Source organism: Mesorhizobium sp. 43Arga (genome assembly GCF_053714255.1).
Genome location: NZ_JBSKBO010000009.1, coordinates 166,997 through 183,168, shown reverse-complemented (window position 1 = coordinate 183,168; position 16,172 = coordinate 166,997). Strand labels below are relative to the sequence as shown.

At 64.1% G+C, this 16,172-nt stretch carries 16 protein-coding genes; 10 read left to right on the top strand and 6 right to left on the bottom strand.

The annotated features are described in order from the left end of the window. Positions 1-13 precede the first annotated feature (13 nt). A complete protein-coding gene (locus ACWGS8_RS27195; RefSeq protein WP_454583806.1) occupies positions 14-553 on the bottom strand; it encodes an OmpA family protein in 540 nt (179 codons plus the stop codon). A 173-nt stretch (positions 554-726) separates the two neighbouring features. Here ACWGS8_RS27195 and ACWGS8_RS27190 point away from each other — a divergent pair, with 173 nt between their 5' ends. Then, positions 727-1,263, top strand: a complete 537-nt coding sequence (locus tag ACWGS8_RS27190; protein WP_454583805.1) for a DUF6931 family protein — start codon at positions 727-729, stop codon at positions 1,261-1,263. Between the two features lie 52 nt (positions 1,264-1,315). Here the strand turns inward: ACWGS8_RS27190 and ACWGS8_RS27185 are convergent, their stop codons facing one another. The 3 genes from ACWGS8_RS27185 to ACWGS8_RS27175 all read right to left on the bottom strand — a co-directional run bounded on the left by ACWGS8_RS27185 (position 1,316) and on the right by ACWGS8_RS27175 (position 4,716). Beyond that, a complete protein-coding gene (locus ACWGS8_RS27185) occupies positions 1,316-2,554 on the bottom strand; it encodes a caspase family protein (protein WP_454583804.1) in 1,239 nt (412 codons plus the stop codon). Between the two features lie 7 nt (positions 2,555-2,561). Continuing rightward, positions 2,562-3,626 (bottom strand): OmpA family protein, encoded by a 1,065-nt coding sequence (locus ACWGS8_RS27180; protein WP_454583803.1) that lies wholly within the window; start codon positions 3,624-3,626, stop codon positions 2,562-2,564. 187 nt (positions 3,627-3,813) lie between these two features. Beyond that, a complete protein-coding gene (locus ACWGS8_RS27175; RefSeq protein WP_454583802.1) occupies positions 3,814-4,716 on the bottom strand; it encodes a GNAT family N-acetyltransferase in 903 nt (300 codons plus the stop codon). A 224-nt stretch (positions 4,717-4,940) separates the two neighbouring features. Here ACWGS8_RS27175 and argE point away from each other — a divergent pair, with 224 nt between their 5' ends. The 6 genes from argE (at position 4,941) to ACWGS8_RS27145 (ending at position 11,514) form a co-directional block, all read left to right on the top strand. Further along, complete coding sequence (gene argE, locus ACWGS8_RS27170; protein ID WP_454583801.1) at positions 4,941-6,065, top strand: acetylornithine deacetylase; 1,125 nt, start codon at positions 4,941-4,943, stop codon at positions 6,063-6,065. A gap of 9 nt (positions 6,066-6,074) precedes the next feature. Continuing rightward, a complete protein-coding gene (locus ACWGS8_RS27165) occupies positions 6,075-6,998 on the top strand; it encodes a 2-hydroxyacid dehydrogenase (RefSeq protein WP_454583800.1) in 924 nt (307 codons plus the stop codon). 22 nt (positions 6,999-7,020) lie between these two features. Further along, positions 7,021-7,374, top strand: a complete 354-nt coding sequence (locus tag ACWGS8_RS27160; protein ID WP_454583799.1) for a cupin domain-containing protein — start codon at positions 7,021-7,023, stop codon at positions 7,372-7,374. A 149-nt stretch (positions 7,375-7,523) separates the two neighbouring features. Beyond that, positions 7,524-8,987, top strand: coding sequence for an aldehyde dehydrogenase family protein (locus tag ACWGS8_RS27155; RefSeq protein WP_454583798.1), 1,464 nt, complete (start codon positions 7,524-7,526; stop codon positions 8,985-8,987). Between the two features lie 10 nt (positions 8,988-8,997). Beyond that, entirely contained in the window at positions 8,998-10,041 is a 1,044-nt protein-coding gene (locus ACWGS8_RS27150; protein ID WP_454583797.1) for a tartrate dehydrogenase, read from the top strand. A 15-nt stretch (positions 10,042-10,056) separates the two neighbouring features. Next, entirely contained in the window at positions 10,057-11,514 is a 1,458-nt protein-coding gene (locus tag ACWGS8_RS27145) for an NAD-dependent succinate-semialdehyde dehydrogenase (protein WP_454583796.1), read from the top strand. Between the two features lie 39 nt (positions 11,515-11,553). On the opposite strand, the gene ACWGS8_RS27140 is transcribed toward ACWGS8_RS27145, so the two are convergent. Both ACWGS8_RS27140 and ACWGS8_RS27135 read right to left on the bottom strand, forming a co-directional pair. Continuing rightward, positions 11,554-12,828, bottom strand: coding sequence for an NAD(P)/FAD-dependent oxidoreductase (locus tag ACWGS8_RS27140; RefSeq protein ID WP_454583795.1), 1,275 nt, complete (start codon positions 12,826-12,828; stop codon positions 11,554-11,556). 16 nt (positions 12,829-12,844) lie between these two features. Beyond that, positions 12,845-13,513 (bottom strand): haloacid dehalogenase type II, encoded by a 669-nt coding sequence (locus tag ACWGS8_RS27135; protein ID WP_454583794.1) that lies wholly within the window; start codon positions 13,511-13,513, stop codon positions 12,845-12,847. Here ACWGS8_RS27135 and ACWGS8_RS27130 point away from each other — a divergent pair. The 3 genes from ACWGS8_RS27130 (at position 13,512) to ACWGS8_RS27120 (ending at position 16,062) form a co-directional block, all read left to right on the top strand. Beyond that, on the top strand, positions 13,512-13,652 hold the full coding sequence (locus ACWGS8_RS27130) for a hypothetical protein (protein WP_454583793.1): 141 nt from the start codon (positions 13,512-13,514) through the stop codon (positions 13,650-13,652). The two genes, ACWGS8_RS27135 and ACWGS8_RS27130, sit on opposite strands and share 2 nt — an antisense overlap. Before the next feature lie 179 nt (positions 13,653-13,831). Further along, positions 13,832-14,671, top strand: coding sequence for a GNAT family N-acetyltransferase (locus ACWGS8_RS27125; RefSeq protein ID WP_454583792.1), 840 nt, complete (start codon positions 13,832-13,834; stop codon positions 14,669-14,671). Positions 14,672-14,685: 14 nt separating this feature from the next. Next, positions 14,686-16,062 carry an aminotransferase class III-fold pyridoxal phosphate-dependent enzyme gene (locus tag ACWGS8_RS27120; protein WP_454583791.1) on the top strand — a complete coding sequence of 459 codons (1,377 nt, stop codon included), beginning with the start codon at positions 14,686-14,688 and terminating at the stop codon, positions 16,060-16,062. Positions 16,063-16,172 lie beyond the last annotated feature (110 nt).

Genomic DNA, 16,172 nt, shown 5'->3' with positions numbered 1-16,172 from the left:
TGGCGGCGGCCGCCTACTCGGTCCTGATGCGCATTTCCACGCGCCGGTTGACCGGATCGTAAGGATTGGCGACTCGCGGGTGCGACTTGCCAAGGCCTATTGCCTCAAGCCGCGCCGATTCAACGCCGTTCGCTTCGAGGAAAGCGGCCACCGACTGGGCCCTCCGCTGCGACAGGTCCTGGTTGTAGCGATCCGGGCCGGTTGCATCGGTATGACCTTCAACGACAAAACTGAACGTGCTCAGCCGATTGTCCTTCAGCGCCTTGGCGAACTCGTCGAGTTCGGTGCGCGCCGTCTGGTCGAGTTGCGCGGAATCAAGGGCGAAATTGATCATCATGTCGAGACCGGTCTTTTGTGCAGCCGGGCCAGTCTTCTCGGCCTTGCTCTTGCACTCTTCCTCCGTGCCGACGCAAATGCCGCGGGCAGCACCCAGATTGCCGGTCTGTCCGGCGAAGAACTTCACGATATCTTCCGATTTCTGAAGCGGATCGGCAAAGACCTGCGTTGCAAGAAGCATGGCCGCCAATGCCAAGGCTGAACTGCCCCATCGCATGACCGTCACTCCTGTGTAAGAGGATTTCGCTGGCGGGTATCATAACAAATCGGGAAGCGATTGTCTGTGAACAAACGCATGCCGCCCTTGGCCGCGTGCCAACGACTGACGCTTGACCGGCGCCCGGCCACAGGCTTGAGTGCTGTTCTGGTGGTTCTTGGGGTGTGGCAGCCATGGCCAATGAACTCGGATACAGAACGGCACGGGATCTGTTTCTTGCTTGTCCCGCCATCGCCAGGGACATGAAATCGCTGGCCACCGGTCAGCCGCCGCTTGATTTTTGCCGAGCCCTGCTTGCCGGGCGCGTGCCGGAGGAAGCAGTCACGTTCTGCGCCTACCTCCTGCCCGAGCGAGCCGCCGTCTGGTGGGGACATCAATGCCTGAGCAATCTCGCCGAGCTCCTCGCGGACCGGGATCTCGAATTGCTGGCGCTTGTCCACGACCGCGTCGGCGAACCTGACAATCCCCACCATCAAGCAGTCTTAAGCAATTCCCTGGACCTGCCGCCGGCGACGCCTGCCGCCTGGATCGCTCTGGCAGCGGTATGGCGCGACCCGACCCTCGACATGGTGTCGACCGGGTTTCCTGCCGCCCATGCTGTCAATGCCGGAATTCTGGCCGGACTGGCCCGCGCCTCGCTGGCGGACCGGTTTGCCGTGCTTTCAGCCTTTGTCGACATGGGCATTCAGATGGTGGAGATGGAGGCGTAACGGCATTCGCCGATCCCTGCGCGCCGTCCGTCATCGCTGGCATCAGCCGGCATTATTGGCAGCCGCCTTGCGCCCATCTGGCCAGCGCGACCTTGAAGCGGGTACCGAGCGGATGCTGCAGGCGCAGGACCGAGACGTCGTTGGCTGCGAAATTCTTCGCCTGTTCGCAAAGCCGGGCCTCATTCCACTGATGGCAGGTGTTGCAGTGCTTGCCTTCCCAGACCGACTTGTCGAGGCCTTCCACCGGACTGAAAAGCGGTTCGCCCTTGATTAGTTGGGCGATGCTCTTGCCGTCGATCGCCGGGTCGCCGAACTTGACGGGACGATCGAAAAGGATAGGGCCGTCGGTAGCCAGCTTCGGGATTTTCGCGCGCAGAGTGTCAAGCGCAAGCTGGTCGTCATTCCGGCCTGACGAAGCGCGGGTGTTGCGCGTGCCAGAGTCGGCTTGAGCCGGCGGGGTGCTCGCCTCGCCGACGATCAGCGGCGCGTTGAGATCGACCTTGTGCAGGACGACCTCGGTGGTCAAAGAGACATTGATCCAGGGGCGTTGCTTGCCGGCGGTCGCCTTGAAGACGTCGCTGGTCACCCTGTTCATTGCCTCGGTGATGGAGACATTGGATTCCCCAATGTGCTGAAGCAATGCCGTCGTGAAGGGCGAGTGGTCGCCAGACCCGTCATAGGCGAGCTGGTTGGGACTGGCGGCAAAGGCGACGAGCGTTCCAGCGCCGCCATTCTCGATCGGAATTTCCGCAAGGCCGCTGCTTGCACCCTTGATGCCGGCGGTCTTTGCCAGCACATCCGCCAGGGGATTGTCCCGGCATGCGTCCAGAAACACCAGCCTTATGCTCGTCTCGCGAGACATCTGCCGCAAAATGAAATCGACCGACACGGCCTCAAAGTCGAGCGAGGTCTCGTCTTCGAGCGCGGCATCCACCGGAAGCAGATAGTTCTTGCCCGAAACCTGCAGGCCATGGCCGGCATAGAAGAAAAGCGCCACATCGGCGCCGCGCACCTGCTTGGCGAACTGGGCGACCGTCGTCTGTGTCTGCTGCTTGGTGAGGTCGAAGCCAGAGACCACCTCGAAACCAAGGTTCTGCAGGCGCTCGGCCATCGCCTGGGCATCGCGTGCCGGATTGGCCAGCGGCGCGGCGTGCTGATATTGCGAGTTGCCGAGCACCAGCGCGATACGGCGCTCGGCACTGGCGGCCGTCAAAGTCAAAAGCAGGACAAGCCCGACAAGGCCGGCGCCGCGAAGCAAGACCGCGCAAAAGGCGATTGTACGGGAGCCCACCCCGACCTCAGTTCGCGAGTTTCGTGGCGGAGAATTCGATCCGCCGGTTGAGCGCCTTGTTCTTCGGCGTGTCGTTGGCGGCAACCGGGCTCTCCTCGCCATGGCCGGCGGCACTGATCTGCTGACGCGGCACGCCATCGGCGACCAACGCATCGGCAACGGCCTGCGCGCGCCGTTCGGAGAGCGCTTTGTTTGCCTCGGGCGAGCCGTCCGAGTCCGTGTAGCCGGACACCTCCACCTTCAAGGCCGGGCATTTGCCGACGACACCTTCAACTTCGGCGAGCAGCGGACGGCTCTTGGCATCGAGACGGGCGCTGGCCGGGCGAAAGTAGATGGCGCCGGTGCGCGACAACACCGCAAACCGGTTGAGGCACTCTTCGTCGCTGAAATTGGCCTTCGCGGCGTCGGTGGCCACGGGACCGACATCGGCGGCGCCGGCAGCGACCGTCTGCACAGCGGCCGGCTTGCTGCCGTCGGCGACAAAGACGAAGTCGAAGGACACCGAGGCGGTAGGCACGATGTTCGTCACATTGGCGGCCTGCTGCAGCTTGTCGACGTTCGGCAGCAGGCCGAAATCCTCGACATGCACGGCGACGGGAGCCTCTGACGCGACTGAAACCTGAGCGTCGCTGATCATGGTTACAACGACGCTCGCCTCCAGATCCTTGTCGACGCCATGCAGGCTCAGCCGGAACGGTAGGGTTGCCTTGATCCGGCGTTTGGCCGGCAAGTCGGCAAAGGCGGTCGGGTCCACCTTCGCCGTCAGCTCGGCCGTCGGATACTTGAATGTTTCGAAGAACAGGAAGCGCATGCGCACATTGCGCAAGTCGACGCCCGTATCAACCGAATTGAGGTCGAAGCTGACCTTGGCATCACCCGCAGCGCTGAGCGTGCCGGTGATATTCCTGATCTTGTTGGTCTCGACGATCGTGTTCTTCTTGACCGACTGATAGGTGAGCACCGAGGCGTCAGGATCGAGCGTCCAGTTCGGCGCGGCGTTGGCGGCGTGCGGTTCGAAGACCAGCAAGCCCAGCAGCGCGGCAAGGGCCAGGCGAAAGACTGCGGCCTTCACTCGCACTTTTCGACAGAATGCGACGCCTTCGAACATGGAACGCCCCCACCAGGACAACCTATCTCGATACCGCAGAAAATAGGAGCATAGAGCACTTGCCCTTGCTTGGCGAGCGGTTACGGCCGGCGGTAGTGTCTAAAACTGAGACACTACCCGGCAGGCCATGGCAGCCGCGACCTGAACTCAACTACCCGAGAGTTTGACTTGCGAGGGCATAGGTCACCGGTGCAACCGCGCCGTCGACGGCAAAATCGGCGAGGCGTTTGCCCATCGACATGGTGAGCACCGTGTCGAAAATAGTCATTCCGCTGTGCGACAGAAACGCTGCAAAATCGCCATTGGCCATATGGGTGTCGATCCTAAGGAATGACCCCGAATTGTCGGCCACGTGCGGCCGGACGACAGCGACGGCATCGGCGTCGCTTTCCGCCACCACCGGGCCCACGACGTGGCCCCGCCCGAACGGCCGACAGAGCGCGAACGCGTTCAGCTTGTCATCCTTGAAAAGACCGTAGCCGGCCGAGTGCACGAAAAGCTTTTCGATGAGTGCGGCCCGTCTCACGCCAAATCCTGCCGCGTCGAGCGCGATCGCTGCCGGAATATCCCTTGCGTCCAGTCTTCGGACATCGCCCCGAAAATCCGCCGGCCTGCCCATCGTCTCGGCGCGGGCGATGCCCTGGCATTGATAGACCGTCTTTTCCGGTTGGAAGTCGAGGGAGAGATAGAGCCGCCGTGCCGCGCGGGTTGCATTCAGGCGCAGATCGCGCCCGGCGACGTTCTCAAAGACCCGCTTCATCAGCCATTGCCCCGCCCCCAGCGTCTGAAGTCGCGGCGACGTGATGACCATCCCCACGGTGGACAGACCATCGCCATGCTCGAACCACATGGCCGAGCCGAGCACCCGGCCAATCTCATCGAGCGCCACGAATCCCTGCCCCAGTTCACGCAGAAATTGCCAGTCCTCGGCGCGATGCGGCCATCCCACGGACAGGGAGAGCGCATGCAACCGGTCCAGCTCGACATCTTCAATGTCGCCTACCTGCATCGAGAAGGCATCAATTTTAAGGCTTTCGGACGGCTTCAAGTTCATGCCCTTGAACGATTTCCGTGGTGGAGGGACACCCAATGCCCCCTGGACCTGCGCACGCTAAACAGTCACGACAAGATGATCTGTTCGAATGCAGCGCGCCAACGCAAGATTCAACTGAAACATTTCCGCTTTCGGCACGCAATCGCGAATGAACGCCTACATCCTCGACGTTACCGGTCCGGCGAACCCGGAATGCCAAATCTCCAAATGCCTTGAGGGCTGGAATGGACGTCTTCGACATCCTCGACCGTCTCGTCGCCTTTCGATCGGTCGCCGGCGAGCCGAATGGCGATATCGCCGGCTGGATCGCGGCCTATCTCGCGGAACACGGAACTCTGGTCAGAGTGCTTCCAGGGCCAGAAGGCGATCGTTCCAATCTTTTCGCCACAATCGGGCCCGCCGATATTCCGGGCTACATCCTATCCGGTCACATGGACGTCGTCCCCGCCGGCGAGCCGCAATGGAGTTCGGCCCCTTTCGGACTGCGCCGGGATGGCGAACGGCTCTATGGACGCGGCACCACGGACATGAAGGGATTTCTGGCTGCAGTGCTCGCGGCCGTGCCTGCGCTGGCTGGACTGCGCCTTGCCAGGCCAATCCACCTCGCCTTCTCCTATGACGAGGAGGTGGGATGCCGCGGCGTGCCGCATTTGATCGCCCGCCTTCCCGACCTCTGCGCGAAGCCGCTCGGCGTCATCGTCGGCGAGCCGAGCGGCATGCGCGCCGTGCGCGGCCACAAGGGCAAGGCCGCCGCCCGCGTGACGATCAAAGGGCGCTCCGGCCATTCCTCGCGGCCCGATCTCGGGCTCAACGCCATCCACGCCATGGCCGGTGCGCTGAGCGCGGCCGTGAGCGAAGCCGAGCGGCTGACGAACGGTCCGTGCGACCCTGCCTTCGAGCCGCCCTACTCCTCACTGCAAGCGGGCGTTGTGGCGGGCGGACAGTCGGTCAACATCATCCCCGACACCTGCACGCTGGATCTGGAGGCTCGCGCCATACCCGGGGTTGACCCGGCCAGCCTGCTTGCACCGGTAAAGGCGCGGGCAGATGCGCTTGCGGCCCAAGGCTTTCGGGTCGAGTGGACGCCGATGAGTGCCTATCCGGCGCTGTCACTGCCGCAAGACGCGGCACTGGCGGGACTGCTGCGCGAGTTGACAGGCGAGGTGCCGCTTGCCGCCGTCAGCTACGGCACGGAGGCCGGACTTTACCAGGCCGCCGGGATCGATGCGATCATCTGCGGACCGGGCAACATCGATCGCGCCCACAAGCCGGATGAGTACATAGTCTCCAGCGAACTCGCCGCCTGCCGGCGATTGATCGAGGCGCTGGGCGCCCGTTGCGCGGCTTGAAGAGAGCGGATGACATTCCTGTTCAATTCCGATGCGCGCCGCGGGGCGATCTTCGCCGAGGCGTTCGCGCGAGAACTGCCGGACGTCCCCTTCACGATGGATGCCGCAACGGTCGACCCCGACGCGGTGCGGTATCTCATTACCTGGACCGCACCAGATAACCTCGCGCGCTACAGGAACCTGGAGATCCTGTTTTCGATTGGCGCCGGCGTGGACCAGTTTCGCCTCGATAGCTTACCGGAGCAGGTGAAGATCGTGCGTACGATTGAGGAAGGCATCGTGCGCATGATGCAGGAATATGCGACGCTTGCCGTGCTCGCGCTCCACCGCAACCTACCGGCCTACATGGCGCAGCAGCGCGCAGGCGAATGGCGCGATATCCCGCAGTTGCAGGCCGGGTCGCGCCGGATTGGCGTGCTCGGCCTCGGGCAGCTCGGCCAAGCCGTCCTCGACCGGCTGAAGCTCTTCGGCTTCCCGCTCGCAGGATGGAGCAGATCGCCGCGGCAGATCGACGGCGTGACCTGCCATCATGGCGAGCCAGGGTTGGAGGGGATGCTCGCGGTCAGCGACATAGTGATCTGCCTGTTGCCATTGACCGAGGATACACGCGGTTTCCTCAATGCCGACCTGTTTGCGAAGCTGCCCAGGGGCGCGGCCCTCGTCCACACCGGCCGAGGGCCGCAGCTCGATCACGAGGCGCTTGTCGCGGCGCTCGACCACGGCCGCCTTTCGGCGGCGATGATCGACGTGACCGATCCCGAACCGCTGCCGACCAGTCATCCTTTCTGGCGGCATCCGAAGATCATCCTGACCCCGCATGTCGCCAGCGTCACCCAGCCCGCGACCGCCGCGCGCGCCGTCATCGAAAACATCCGACGCCACCGCGCCGGCCTCGATCCCATCGGGCTCGTCGACCGGTCGCGCGGCTATTGAGTCCAATCTGAAAGGTCATCCCTTGTCCCTGCTCAAGACCGTCGATACCAGTCCTGCCTTCCCGCCGCGCGAATCCAGGGCACTTCCCGAACGGCTGATTGCCGGCAACCCCGCCTTCAAGACCTGGGCGCAGGACGCCGCCAAGGGCGATCTCGTCCATACCGGCGTCTGGGAAGCGACGCCCGGCGAGACGCGCTCGATCAAGGGCGAGACTTTCGAATTCTGCCATATCCTCACCGGCGTGATCGAGATCACACCCGACGACGGCGAGGCGGTGACCTACCGCGCCGGAGACAGTTTCGTGATGAAGCCCGGCTTCACCGGTGTCTGGAAGACCATCGAGACGGTGCGCAAGATCTACGTCACGGTAGGATGATGGCTCCGCCTGAGGCGCTGGCCTCGGCCACAGATTTTGCCGTCCCTCATTGCCAGCACGCAACAATCATCCGCGACCGATCGCCGAACGGCGCATGCTGCGCTCCTGCCCGCGCTAGGTTCGTCCAGAGCAACTGAAAGTAGGCACCCATGGGCCTGAGCTTCGACCCGGACACCGTCACCCTTCCCGTCGGCCATTTTATCGGTGGAGAACTCATCGCGGCCCAGGGTGCCATCGAGATGCGCCGACCGTCGGATGGGAAAGCATACGCCGCCAGCGCCCTGGCCGACGTCGATACGGTCGATCGGGCGGTGGCAAGCGCCAAGGCGGCGCTGAAGGCCAGCAACTGGGGTGGCGTCCGGCCACGCGAGCGCACCAGGGCACTTCAGGCCTGGGCCGATCTGATCGAGGCGAAAGCAGAAACGCTGGCCAGGATCGAGGCTCTGTGCTCCACCCGGCCCGTTGGCCAGCTCGTAGCCGGCGACATCGCCATAACCGCGGAGCAGATCCGCTTCTTTGCCGAATTCGCCGACAAGGAAGGCAGCGAGCTGGTGCCGACCGACGACGCCAGTCTCGGCATGATTATGAGCGAACCTTATGGCGTGGTCGGTGCGATCACGCCGTGGAACTTCCCCGTCTCGATGGCTGGCTGGAAGCTCGGTCCGGCACTGGCCGCGGGCAATGCGGTCGTGCTGAAGCCGTCGGAAATGACGCCCTTTTCCGCAGTCTGCATGGCACAACTCGCCGTGAGGGCAGGCTTGCCGGCCGGGCTTATAAACGTGGTCCTGGGAGACGGCCCAACGACTGGAACGGCGCTGACCGGCCATCCCGAGATCGCCAAGGTCAGCTTCACCGGCTCAACCCGCGCCGGTTCGGCCATCATGGAGAACGTCGCTCGCACCGGCGTCAAGCCGATGACGCTGGAACTCGGCGGCAAGAGCCCGCAGATCGTCTTTGCCGATGCCGATCTAGAGAAGGCAGCGACGGCGATCGCCGGCAGCGTCACCTTCAATGCCGGCCAGGCCTGTGTGGCTGGCACGCGCCTGATCGTCGAGAAGAGCGTGGCCGACAGGCTGACGGCCACGATTCTGGAGAAGATGAAGGCGGTGCGGCCCGGCCCGACCTGGGACGAGGCGACACAGTATTCGCCTGTTATCTCGGAACGGCAGCGGGCGCGTGTCGACGGCATCGTGCGGGCCGCGGTCGAAGCCGGCGGCCAATGCCTGACTGGCGGCGCCATCATGGACAGCCCAGGCTATTTCTACGAGCCGACGCTGATCACGGATGTCGACCAGGCCAATCCGGCGATCGTCGAGGAAATCTTCGGTCCGGTCCTGACCGTCCAGACCTTCGAGACCGAGGAAGAGGCGCTGGCGCTGTCCAGTCACCCGATCTACGGACTGGCATCCGGCCTGTTCACCTCCGACCTGTCCCGCACCATCCGTTTCGGGCGAAAGCTTGAAGCGGGCACGGTCTGGGTCAACCGTTACAGCCGCTCGCGCGACCATATCCTGCCGACCGGCGGCTACAAGCGCTCCGGCATCGGCAAGGACCTTGGCCGCGAGGCCTATCTCGCCAACCGCAGGACCAAGAGCGTCCTGATCAGCCTGTGAAGAGAAGCCGATGAAGTCTTATTCGATCGCCCTGATCCCCGGTGACGGCATTGGCCGCGATGTCACCTCGGCCGCCTGGACGGTGCTGGAAACGGCAGCCGGACAATCCGGCTTTGCCTTGACCGGAACCGAGTTCCCCTGGTCCTGCAAATTCTACAAGGATACCGGCCGCATGATGCCGCAGGACGGCATCGAGACCTTGCGCGGCTTCGACGCCATTCTACTGGGCGCCGTCGGCTGGCCAGCGGAAGTGCCGGATTCCGTTTCGCTGCACGGTCTGCTGCTGCCGATTCGCAAGGCATTCGTGCAGTACGCCAACATCCGGCCGCACCGCCTGCTGCCGGGCGTGACAGGGCCGCTGCGGGCGGAAGGTTTCGACATATTGTGCATCCGCGAGAACACCGAAGGCGAATATTCGGGCGCCGGCGGGCGCGTGCATCAAGGCACGCTGGACGAGGTCGCCGTGGAGACCTCGATCTTCACCCGTGCGGGCGTCGAGCGCATCCTGCGCTTCGGCTTCGAGCAGGCGCGGACACGTAACGGCAAGCTGGCTTCCGTCACCAAGTCCAACGCGCAGAAATACTCGATGGTGTTCTGGGACGAGATCACCCGCAAGCTGGCCGCGGAGTACTCCGACGTCGCTGTGACCAGCTATCATGTCGACGCGCTCGCCGCGCGCATGATCATGGCGCCGGCGAGCCTCGACGTGGTCGTCGCCTCCAACCTGTTTGGCGATATCCTCACCGACATCGGCGCGGCAATCCAGGGCGGGCTCGGCTACGCAGCCTCGGCCAACATCAATCCCGACCGCTCGGCGCCGTCCATGTTCGAGCCGGTGCACGGCTCCGCACCCGACATCGCACATCTGGGCATCGCCAATCCGATCGCCACCATCTGGTCCGGCGCCATGATGCTCGATCACCTCGGCGAAAAGGCCGCGGCGGTCCGCGTCATGAAGGCGGTCGAAGCCGCAACCGCCAGAGGCATAGGCACCATTCCCGGCAAGGACCGCACGGACGCCATCACGGCCGCGGTCGTTGCGGCGCTCACCTGATTTGAAGGTCGTTCGATGAAAAACCTGAAGGAAAAAAGCCTCTTCCGCGAAGCCGGCCTGATCGGCGGTGAATGGGTCACTGCCGGGTCCGGCAAGACGGTCGACGTGATCGATCCGGCGACCCAGGCCACGATCGGCACAGTGCCCGACATGGCCGGTGCGGAGACCCGTGCGGCCATAGAGGCCGCCACTTCCGCCCATGGCGACTGGAAGAAGAAGACCAATGCCGAGCGCGCGGCACTGCTCGAAGCCTGGCATGGTCTGATGCTCGCGCATCTGGACGATCTGGCACTGATCCTGACCACGGAACAGGGCAAGCCGCTGGACGAAGCCAAGGGCGAGATCCGCTACGGCGCGTCCTTCGTCAAATGGTTCGCGGAGGAAGCACGCCGCATCAACGGCCACACTATCCCCTCGCCCACGCAAGACCGCCGCATCATCGTGCTGAAGGAACCGGTCGGCGTCTGCGGCATCATCACGCCATGGAATTTTCCGAATGCCATGATCACACGGAAGGTCGCGCCGGCATTGGCCGCCGGCTGCACGGTGGTGATCAAACCGTCCGAGTTCACGCCCTATTCGGCGCTGGCGCTCGGCGTGCTTGCCGAACGGGCCGGCATCCCAGCCGGTGTCATCAACATCGTCACTGGCATGCCGACCGACATCGGCAACGAGATCATGGCCAACGAGACCGTTCGCAAGATCTCTTTCACCGGCTCGACGCGCGTCGGCTCGCTGCTGATGCGTGGCGCTGCCGACGGCGTGAAGCGGCTCAGCCTCGAACTCGGCGGCAACGCGCCCTTCATCATCTTCGACGACGCCGACCTCGACCTTGCCGTCGAGGGCGCGCTTGTCTCGAAGTTCCGCAATGGCGGCCAGACCTGCGTCTGCGCCAACCGCATCCTCGTCCAGGCCGGGGTCTATGAAACCTTCGCCGCCAAGCTTTCCGCCCGCGTCAACGCCATGACGGTCGGACCCGGCACGCAGCCCGGCGTCGCCATCGGGCCGATGATCAACATGGCTGCGATCGCGAAGATCAACCGCCACGTCGAGGACGCGCTCGCTAAGGGTGCTGCGATCATCACCGAGATGCCGGTACTGCCGGAGGGTCGCCAGTATGTCGCGCCGCTGGTGCTGAGCGGCGCCACAAAGGACATGCAACTCGCCGGCGAAGAGACGTTCGGCCCGGTTGCGCCGCTTTTCCGTTTCGAGACGGAAGAGGAGGCGATCGCGCTGGCCAATGGCACGCCCTACGGGCTTGCCTCCTACTTCTACACCGAGAATTTGAAACGCGCCTGGCGCGTCGGCGAGGCGCTGGAGTTCGGCATGGTGGGCTTGAACACGGGTTCGGTCTCGATGGAGGTGGCTCCCTTCGGCGGCGTCAAGCAATCCGGCCTCGGGCGCGAGGGCGCGCAGGCCGGCATCGAGGAATATCTCGAGATGAAAAGCTTCCACATTGGCGGGCTGGGCTGAGGCAATTTCGCCGAAGCCCCGACAGGGCCAGAGCGGCGATCACTGAATCCGGTCGAGCGCCTTGTAGTAGAGCCCGACCATCGGCAGGAACCAGGGTTTGCCGGAATAGCCAGGGATAGATGGCCATTCGAGTCCTTTCAGCGGATTGCGGTCCTCACGGCCGAGCATGGCATCGGCCAGGATCATGCCGAGATGGGTGGAGAGCTGCGCACCGTGGCCGGAATAGCCCATCGCGAACCAGACACCGTCATGGTAACCGGCGCGCGGGAAGCGGTCCTTGGTCATGTCTACCAGCCCGCCCCAGCAATAGTCGATCTCGACCTTGGCGAGCTGTGGGAAGATCGCCGCGAGGCCTGCCCGCAAGATCTGCCCGCTTCTGGCGTCGGAGCGCTGGTCCGATGTCGCCGAGAAGCGTGCGCGGCCGCCGAAAATCAGCCGGTTATCAGGCGACAGGCGGAAGTAATTGCCGATGTTCATCGAGGTCACGCATGTCCGGTTGCCGGGCATGGTCGCTGCGATCTCGGCGTCGCTCAACGGCCGCGTGGCGATGATGAAGCTGCCGACGGCGATGATCCTGCGACGGAAATAATCGAAATTCGGCGTGGTGTAGGCGCCGGTCGCCACCAGCACATTGTCGGCGCTGATGCGGCCACGCGAAGTGGTCAGCTCATGCCTGCTGCCGACCTGCTTGCGATCCGTTACCACCGTGTTCTCATGGATGACGGCGCCATGACGGGTGGCGGCGGTGGCGAGACCCATCACATAGCGACCCATATGCATCATGGCGCTCTTCTTCGACAACATCGCGCCATGGAAGGGCGAGCCAATCTCGGATTTGAGGTCGGCCGCCGACAGCAGCGCCGTGTCCGGATCCACCTCCGCATGGAGGGCTTCGAAATTGCGTGTGATCGCTTCGAAATGCTGAGGCTTGGAGGCGAGCTTCAGCTTGCCGGCACGGCGAAAATTGCAGTCGATGCCTTCTTCGGCGACCAACGCCTCGATGGTATCGACGGAACTGTCGAGCGCCCGGTAAAGCGCGATTGCGCGGTCCTTGCCGAGCTCGGACCTGGCCGAGAGGTAGCTGTGGGCGAGGCCGTTGTTGAGGTGGCCGCCATTGCGGCCGGATGCGCCCCAGCCGACCCGTTGCGCCTCCAGCACCGCCACCTTGGCACCGGCCTTCGCCAGCTGACGGGCGGCGGCGAGACCGGTGAAGCCGCCGCCGACGATGGCGACGTCATAGTGCCCCTCGACGGGGCCTTGAGCCCCCCCGGAAAACATCGGGGCGGTGTCGTGCCAATAGGAGTGCAGCTTCATCGGCAATCCGCCCGTTTCAGAGTCCAACCACGCCCGCGAGACCGGAAATATCCGCGATCTCGACATAGCCGTAATACGGGTTGGCCGGTTCGTGCCCGCGATTGACCCAGACCTTGTTCTTGATCCCGAGATCGTGCGCCGACATCAGGTCGTAACGGAACGAAGACGAGCAGTGAAGAATGTCTTCCGGACCGCAGCCCAGCATGTCGAGCATGTATTCGAAAGCCTGGAAGCGGGGCTTGTAGGCCTGCGCCTGCTCGGCCGTGTAGACGGCATGGAAGGGCGCGCCGAGCTTCTCGACATTGGACATGATCTGCGCGTTCATGGCGTTGGACAGGATGACCAGCGGAATTTCCCTGGCGACCTTCGCCAGGCCGGCCGGAACATCCGCGTGGGGTCCCCAGGTCGGGACGCGGTCATAGACCATGCTGGCGTCGTCGGCGCTGAAGGCGACGCCGTTGCGCTTGCAGGAGCGCTCGAGCGCGTTGTGGACGACGTCGGCATAGGGCTTCCAGTCGCCCATGATCTCGTCAAGCCGATAAGCCGCGAAGTTCTTGATGAACTCCTGCATGCGCGGTTCGTCGAGCCGGCTCCCGTAGAGGTCGCGCGCCGCTTCCGCCATCTGGAAATGGGTCAACGTGCCGTAGCAGTCGAAGGTGATGTATTTGGGCCTGAAGGAAGCCATGTCCGTCGATCTCCGGTGGAAGCACATCCGCATTGGGATGTATTTCATCATAGGACGGCAGGCAGCGACCCACCTGACCGAAATCGCCCTTCTGAAAGCAGAAAGTTCCGTATCCGCCATACGGTTTGGCACGCTGTAGCATCCGGGCGGCCAATGAGGCCGCCTTCCGCGGGTTGAAACGCATCCGCTGCAGGCGGCGCCAGCACAAGATGCGGCGCACGCCTCGCGCTACGGCGAAAGATACCGCCCAGACCGGCGCCTTCAGACGATCTGCGGCGCGCCGATGGTCGAGACTTATGGCAGACGGAAGGATGCCTCATGCAGCAGGACGAGATAGAACTTCGGGCCTTCGAACCTGACCATATCGAGGGCGCGGTGACGCTTTCCCGCCAGGAGAACTGGCCGCATCGCCCGCAGGACTGGCAGATGGCGCTGCAGCTCTCCAGGGGCGTCGTCGCGCTCGACAGTCACGGCCAGGTTGCCGGAACCATCCTGGTCACGCCCTATGGCGTCGACTGCGCCATGATCAACATGGTGATCGTCGACAGGAATGTACGCGGCAAGGGGCTCGGACGCCGGCTGATGGAACGGGCCTTCGCCCTGTCCGATGATCGTCCGCTGCGGCTTGTCGCGACGCTGGGCGGGATGCCTCTTTATGAGAAGCTGGGCTTTGTGCCCTCCGGCACCATCCTGCAGCATCAGGGCAAGGTTGCGGACCTTGGTGCGCCCGGTGGCGTGGAAGCCGCAGGCATCGACGATCTATCTGAAATCAAGGCGCTGGACCGCGATGCCTATGGCGCCGACCGTGAAGCCCTGGTCGATGCGCTGGCCGAGCGGGGGCAATTCGCGATCATCCGCCGCAACGGCGCCATCGAGGCCTATGCCGCGATCCGCCCGTTTGGGCGCGGCGAGGTGATCGGCCCGGTCATCGCCGGAAATGCCGAGGATGCCAGGACCCTGATCCGCTTCTTCGCCGCTTCGCGCCCCGGCGCCTTCCTGCGGGTGGATACCGACAGCAGAACGGGTATCGCTGGCTGGCTCGAGGAAATCGGCCTCGCCCATGTCGGCGGCGGCGTGACCATGGACCGTCCGCCCGGTAAGAGTGCGGAACAGGCCAGGCCGAAAGTTTACGCACTCGCCAACCAGGCGCTCGGCTAGTCCGGAGGATAACAATGCTCGCCAATTCCCTGATCGAACTCGACCGCGCCCACCTCATTCATCCGGTCGCCTCATATCGCGGCCATGAGGCGCTCGGCGTGCGTGTCCTGAAATCGGCGAAGGGCGCGACCGTGACCGAAGCGTCCGGCCGGCAACTCGTCGACGGCTTCGCAGGGCTGTGGTGCGTCAATGCCGGTTACGGCCACGACAGCATCGTCGAGGCCGCGGCCCGGCAGATGCGCGAGCTTCCCTACGCCACCGCCTATTTCGACCTCGGCTCGGAGCCGGCCATCCGGCTCGCCTCGGAGCTGGCCGAGCGCGCGCCCGGGGATCTCAACCATGTCTTTTTCACGCTTGGCGGGTCCGACGCGGTCGACAGCACGGTCCGTTTCGTTCGCTACTACTGGAATGCCAGGGGCGAGCCGAAACGCGACCAGTTCATTTCAATCGAACAGGGTTATCACGGTTCGTCGGTGGTTGGCGCGGGCCTGACCGCCCTCCCCGCCTTTCACGCCGGCTTCGGCATTCCCTTCGAATGGCAGCACAAGATCCCCTCCCCCTATCCCTATCGCAACCCGGTCGGCGAAGATGGCAACGCGATCATCGCCGCGTCGCTCGCCGCGCTGAAGGCCAAGATCGAGGCGATCGGGCCGGGGCGGGTCGCCGCCTTCTACGCCGAGCCGATCCAGGGCTCGGGCGGCGTCATCGTCCCGCCGAAAGGCTGGATCAGGGCGATGCGCGAGCTCTGCCAGGAGCATGGCATCCTGTTCATCGCCGACGAGGTGATCACCGGCTTCGGCCGCACGGGACCCCTGTTCGCCTGCACGGAAGAAGAGATTGTTCCCGACTTCATCACGACGGCGAAGGGGCTGACCTCGGGCTATGTTCCCATGGGCGCTGTGTTCATGGCCGATCATGTCTATGACGTCATCGCCGATGGCGCTGGCAACTCGGCCGTCGGCCACGGCTACACCTATTCCGCCCATCCCGTCAGCGCCGCCGTCGCGCTCGAGGTGCTGAAGCTCTACGAGGACGGCGGCCTGCTGGAAAACGGCGTCAAGGCCGGCGCTCGACTGATGGCGGGTCTGGAGGGTCTGAGAGACCACCCGCTCGTCGGCGACGTGCGCGGCCGCGGCATGCTCGCAGCGATCGAGCTGGTGGTCGACAAGCAGAAGAAGACGCCGCTTCCGGTGTCGGCGATGCCGGCGCGGCGGGTCTTCGACAGGGCGTGGGACAACGGGCTGATCATCCGCGCTTTTGCTAACGGGGTTCTCGGCTACGCACCGCCGCTCTGCTGCACCGACGCCGATATCGACGCGATCATCGAGCGCACGCGCCGAACGCTGGACCAGACACTGGACGATCCTGATATCCGCAGGGCACTGGCATGACGGCGGCGAAATATGTCGTGTCTCGAAATATCGCCGGAGCAGACGATTTCGCAATTTTGTGCCGCCCCTTCCCGCCTTTTCGGCGAATCCAGCGCGGGGGAAGTGCCAGA

What these genes read in the sequence shown, in the direction of transcription:
- ACWGS8_RS27155 (WP_454583798.1), top strand. Translation starts at nt 7,524, where the DNA reads ATGGGCCTGAGCTTCGACCCGGACACCGTCACCCTTCCCGTCGGCCAT.
- ACWGS8_RS27135 (WP_454583794.1), bottom strand. Translation starts at nt 13,513, where the DNA reads ATGGCTTCCTTCAGGCCCAAATACATCACCTTCGACTGCTACGGCACG.
- argE (WP_454583801.1), top strand. Translation starts at nt 4,941, where the DNA reads ATGGACGTCTTCGACATCCTCGACCGTCTCGTCGCCTTTCGATCGGTC.
- ACWGS8_RS27120 (WP_454583791.1), top strand. Translation starts at nt 14,686, where the DNA reads ATGCTCGCCAATTCCCTGATCGAACTCGACCGCGCCCACCTCATTCAT.
- ACWGS8_RS27165 (WP_454583800.1), top strand. Translation starts at nt 6,075, where the DNA reads ATGACATTCCTGTTCAATTCCGATGCGCGCCGCGGGGCGATCTTCGCC.
- ACWGS8_RS27145 (WP_454583796.1), top strand. Translation starts at nt 10,057, where the DNA reads ATGAAAAACCTGAAGGAAAAAAGCCTCTTCCGCGAAGCCGGCCTGATC.
- ACWGS8_RS27140 (WP_454583795.1), bottom strand. Translation starts at nt 12,828, where the DNA reads ATGAAGCTGCACTCCTATTGGCACGACACCGCCCCGATGTTTTCCGGG.
- ACWGS8_RS27130 (WP_454583793.1), top strand. Translation starts at nt 13,512, where the DNA reads ATGTCCGTCGATCTCCGGTGGAAGCACATCCGCATTGGGATGTATTTC.
- ACWGS8_RS27175 (WP_454583802.1), bottom strand. Translation starts at nt 4,716, where the DNA reads ATGAACTTGAAGCCGTCCGAAAGCCTTAAAATTGATGCCTTCTCGATG.
- ACWGS8_RS27125 (WP_454583792.1), top strand. Translation starts at nt 13,832, where the DNA reads ATGCAGCAGGACGAGATAGAACTTCGGGCCTTCGAACCTGACCATATC.
- ACWGS8_RS27195 (WP_454583806.1), bottom strand. Translation starts at nt 553, where the DNA reads ATGCGATGGGGCAGTTCAGCCTTGGCATTGGCGGCCATGCTTCTTGCA.
- ACWGS8_RS27150 (WP_454583797.1), top strand. Translation starts at nt 8,998, where the DNA reads ATGAAGTCTTATTCGATCGCCCTGATCCCCGGTGACGGCATTGGCCGC.
- ACWGS8_RS27190 (WP_454583805.1), top strand. Translation starts at nt 727, where the DNA reads ATGGCCAATGAACTCGGATACAGAACGGCACGGGATCTGTTTCTTGCT.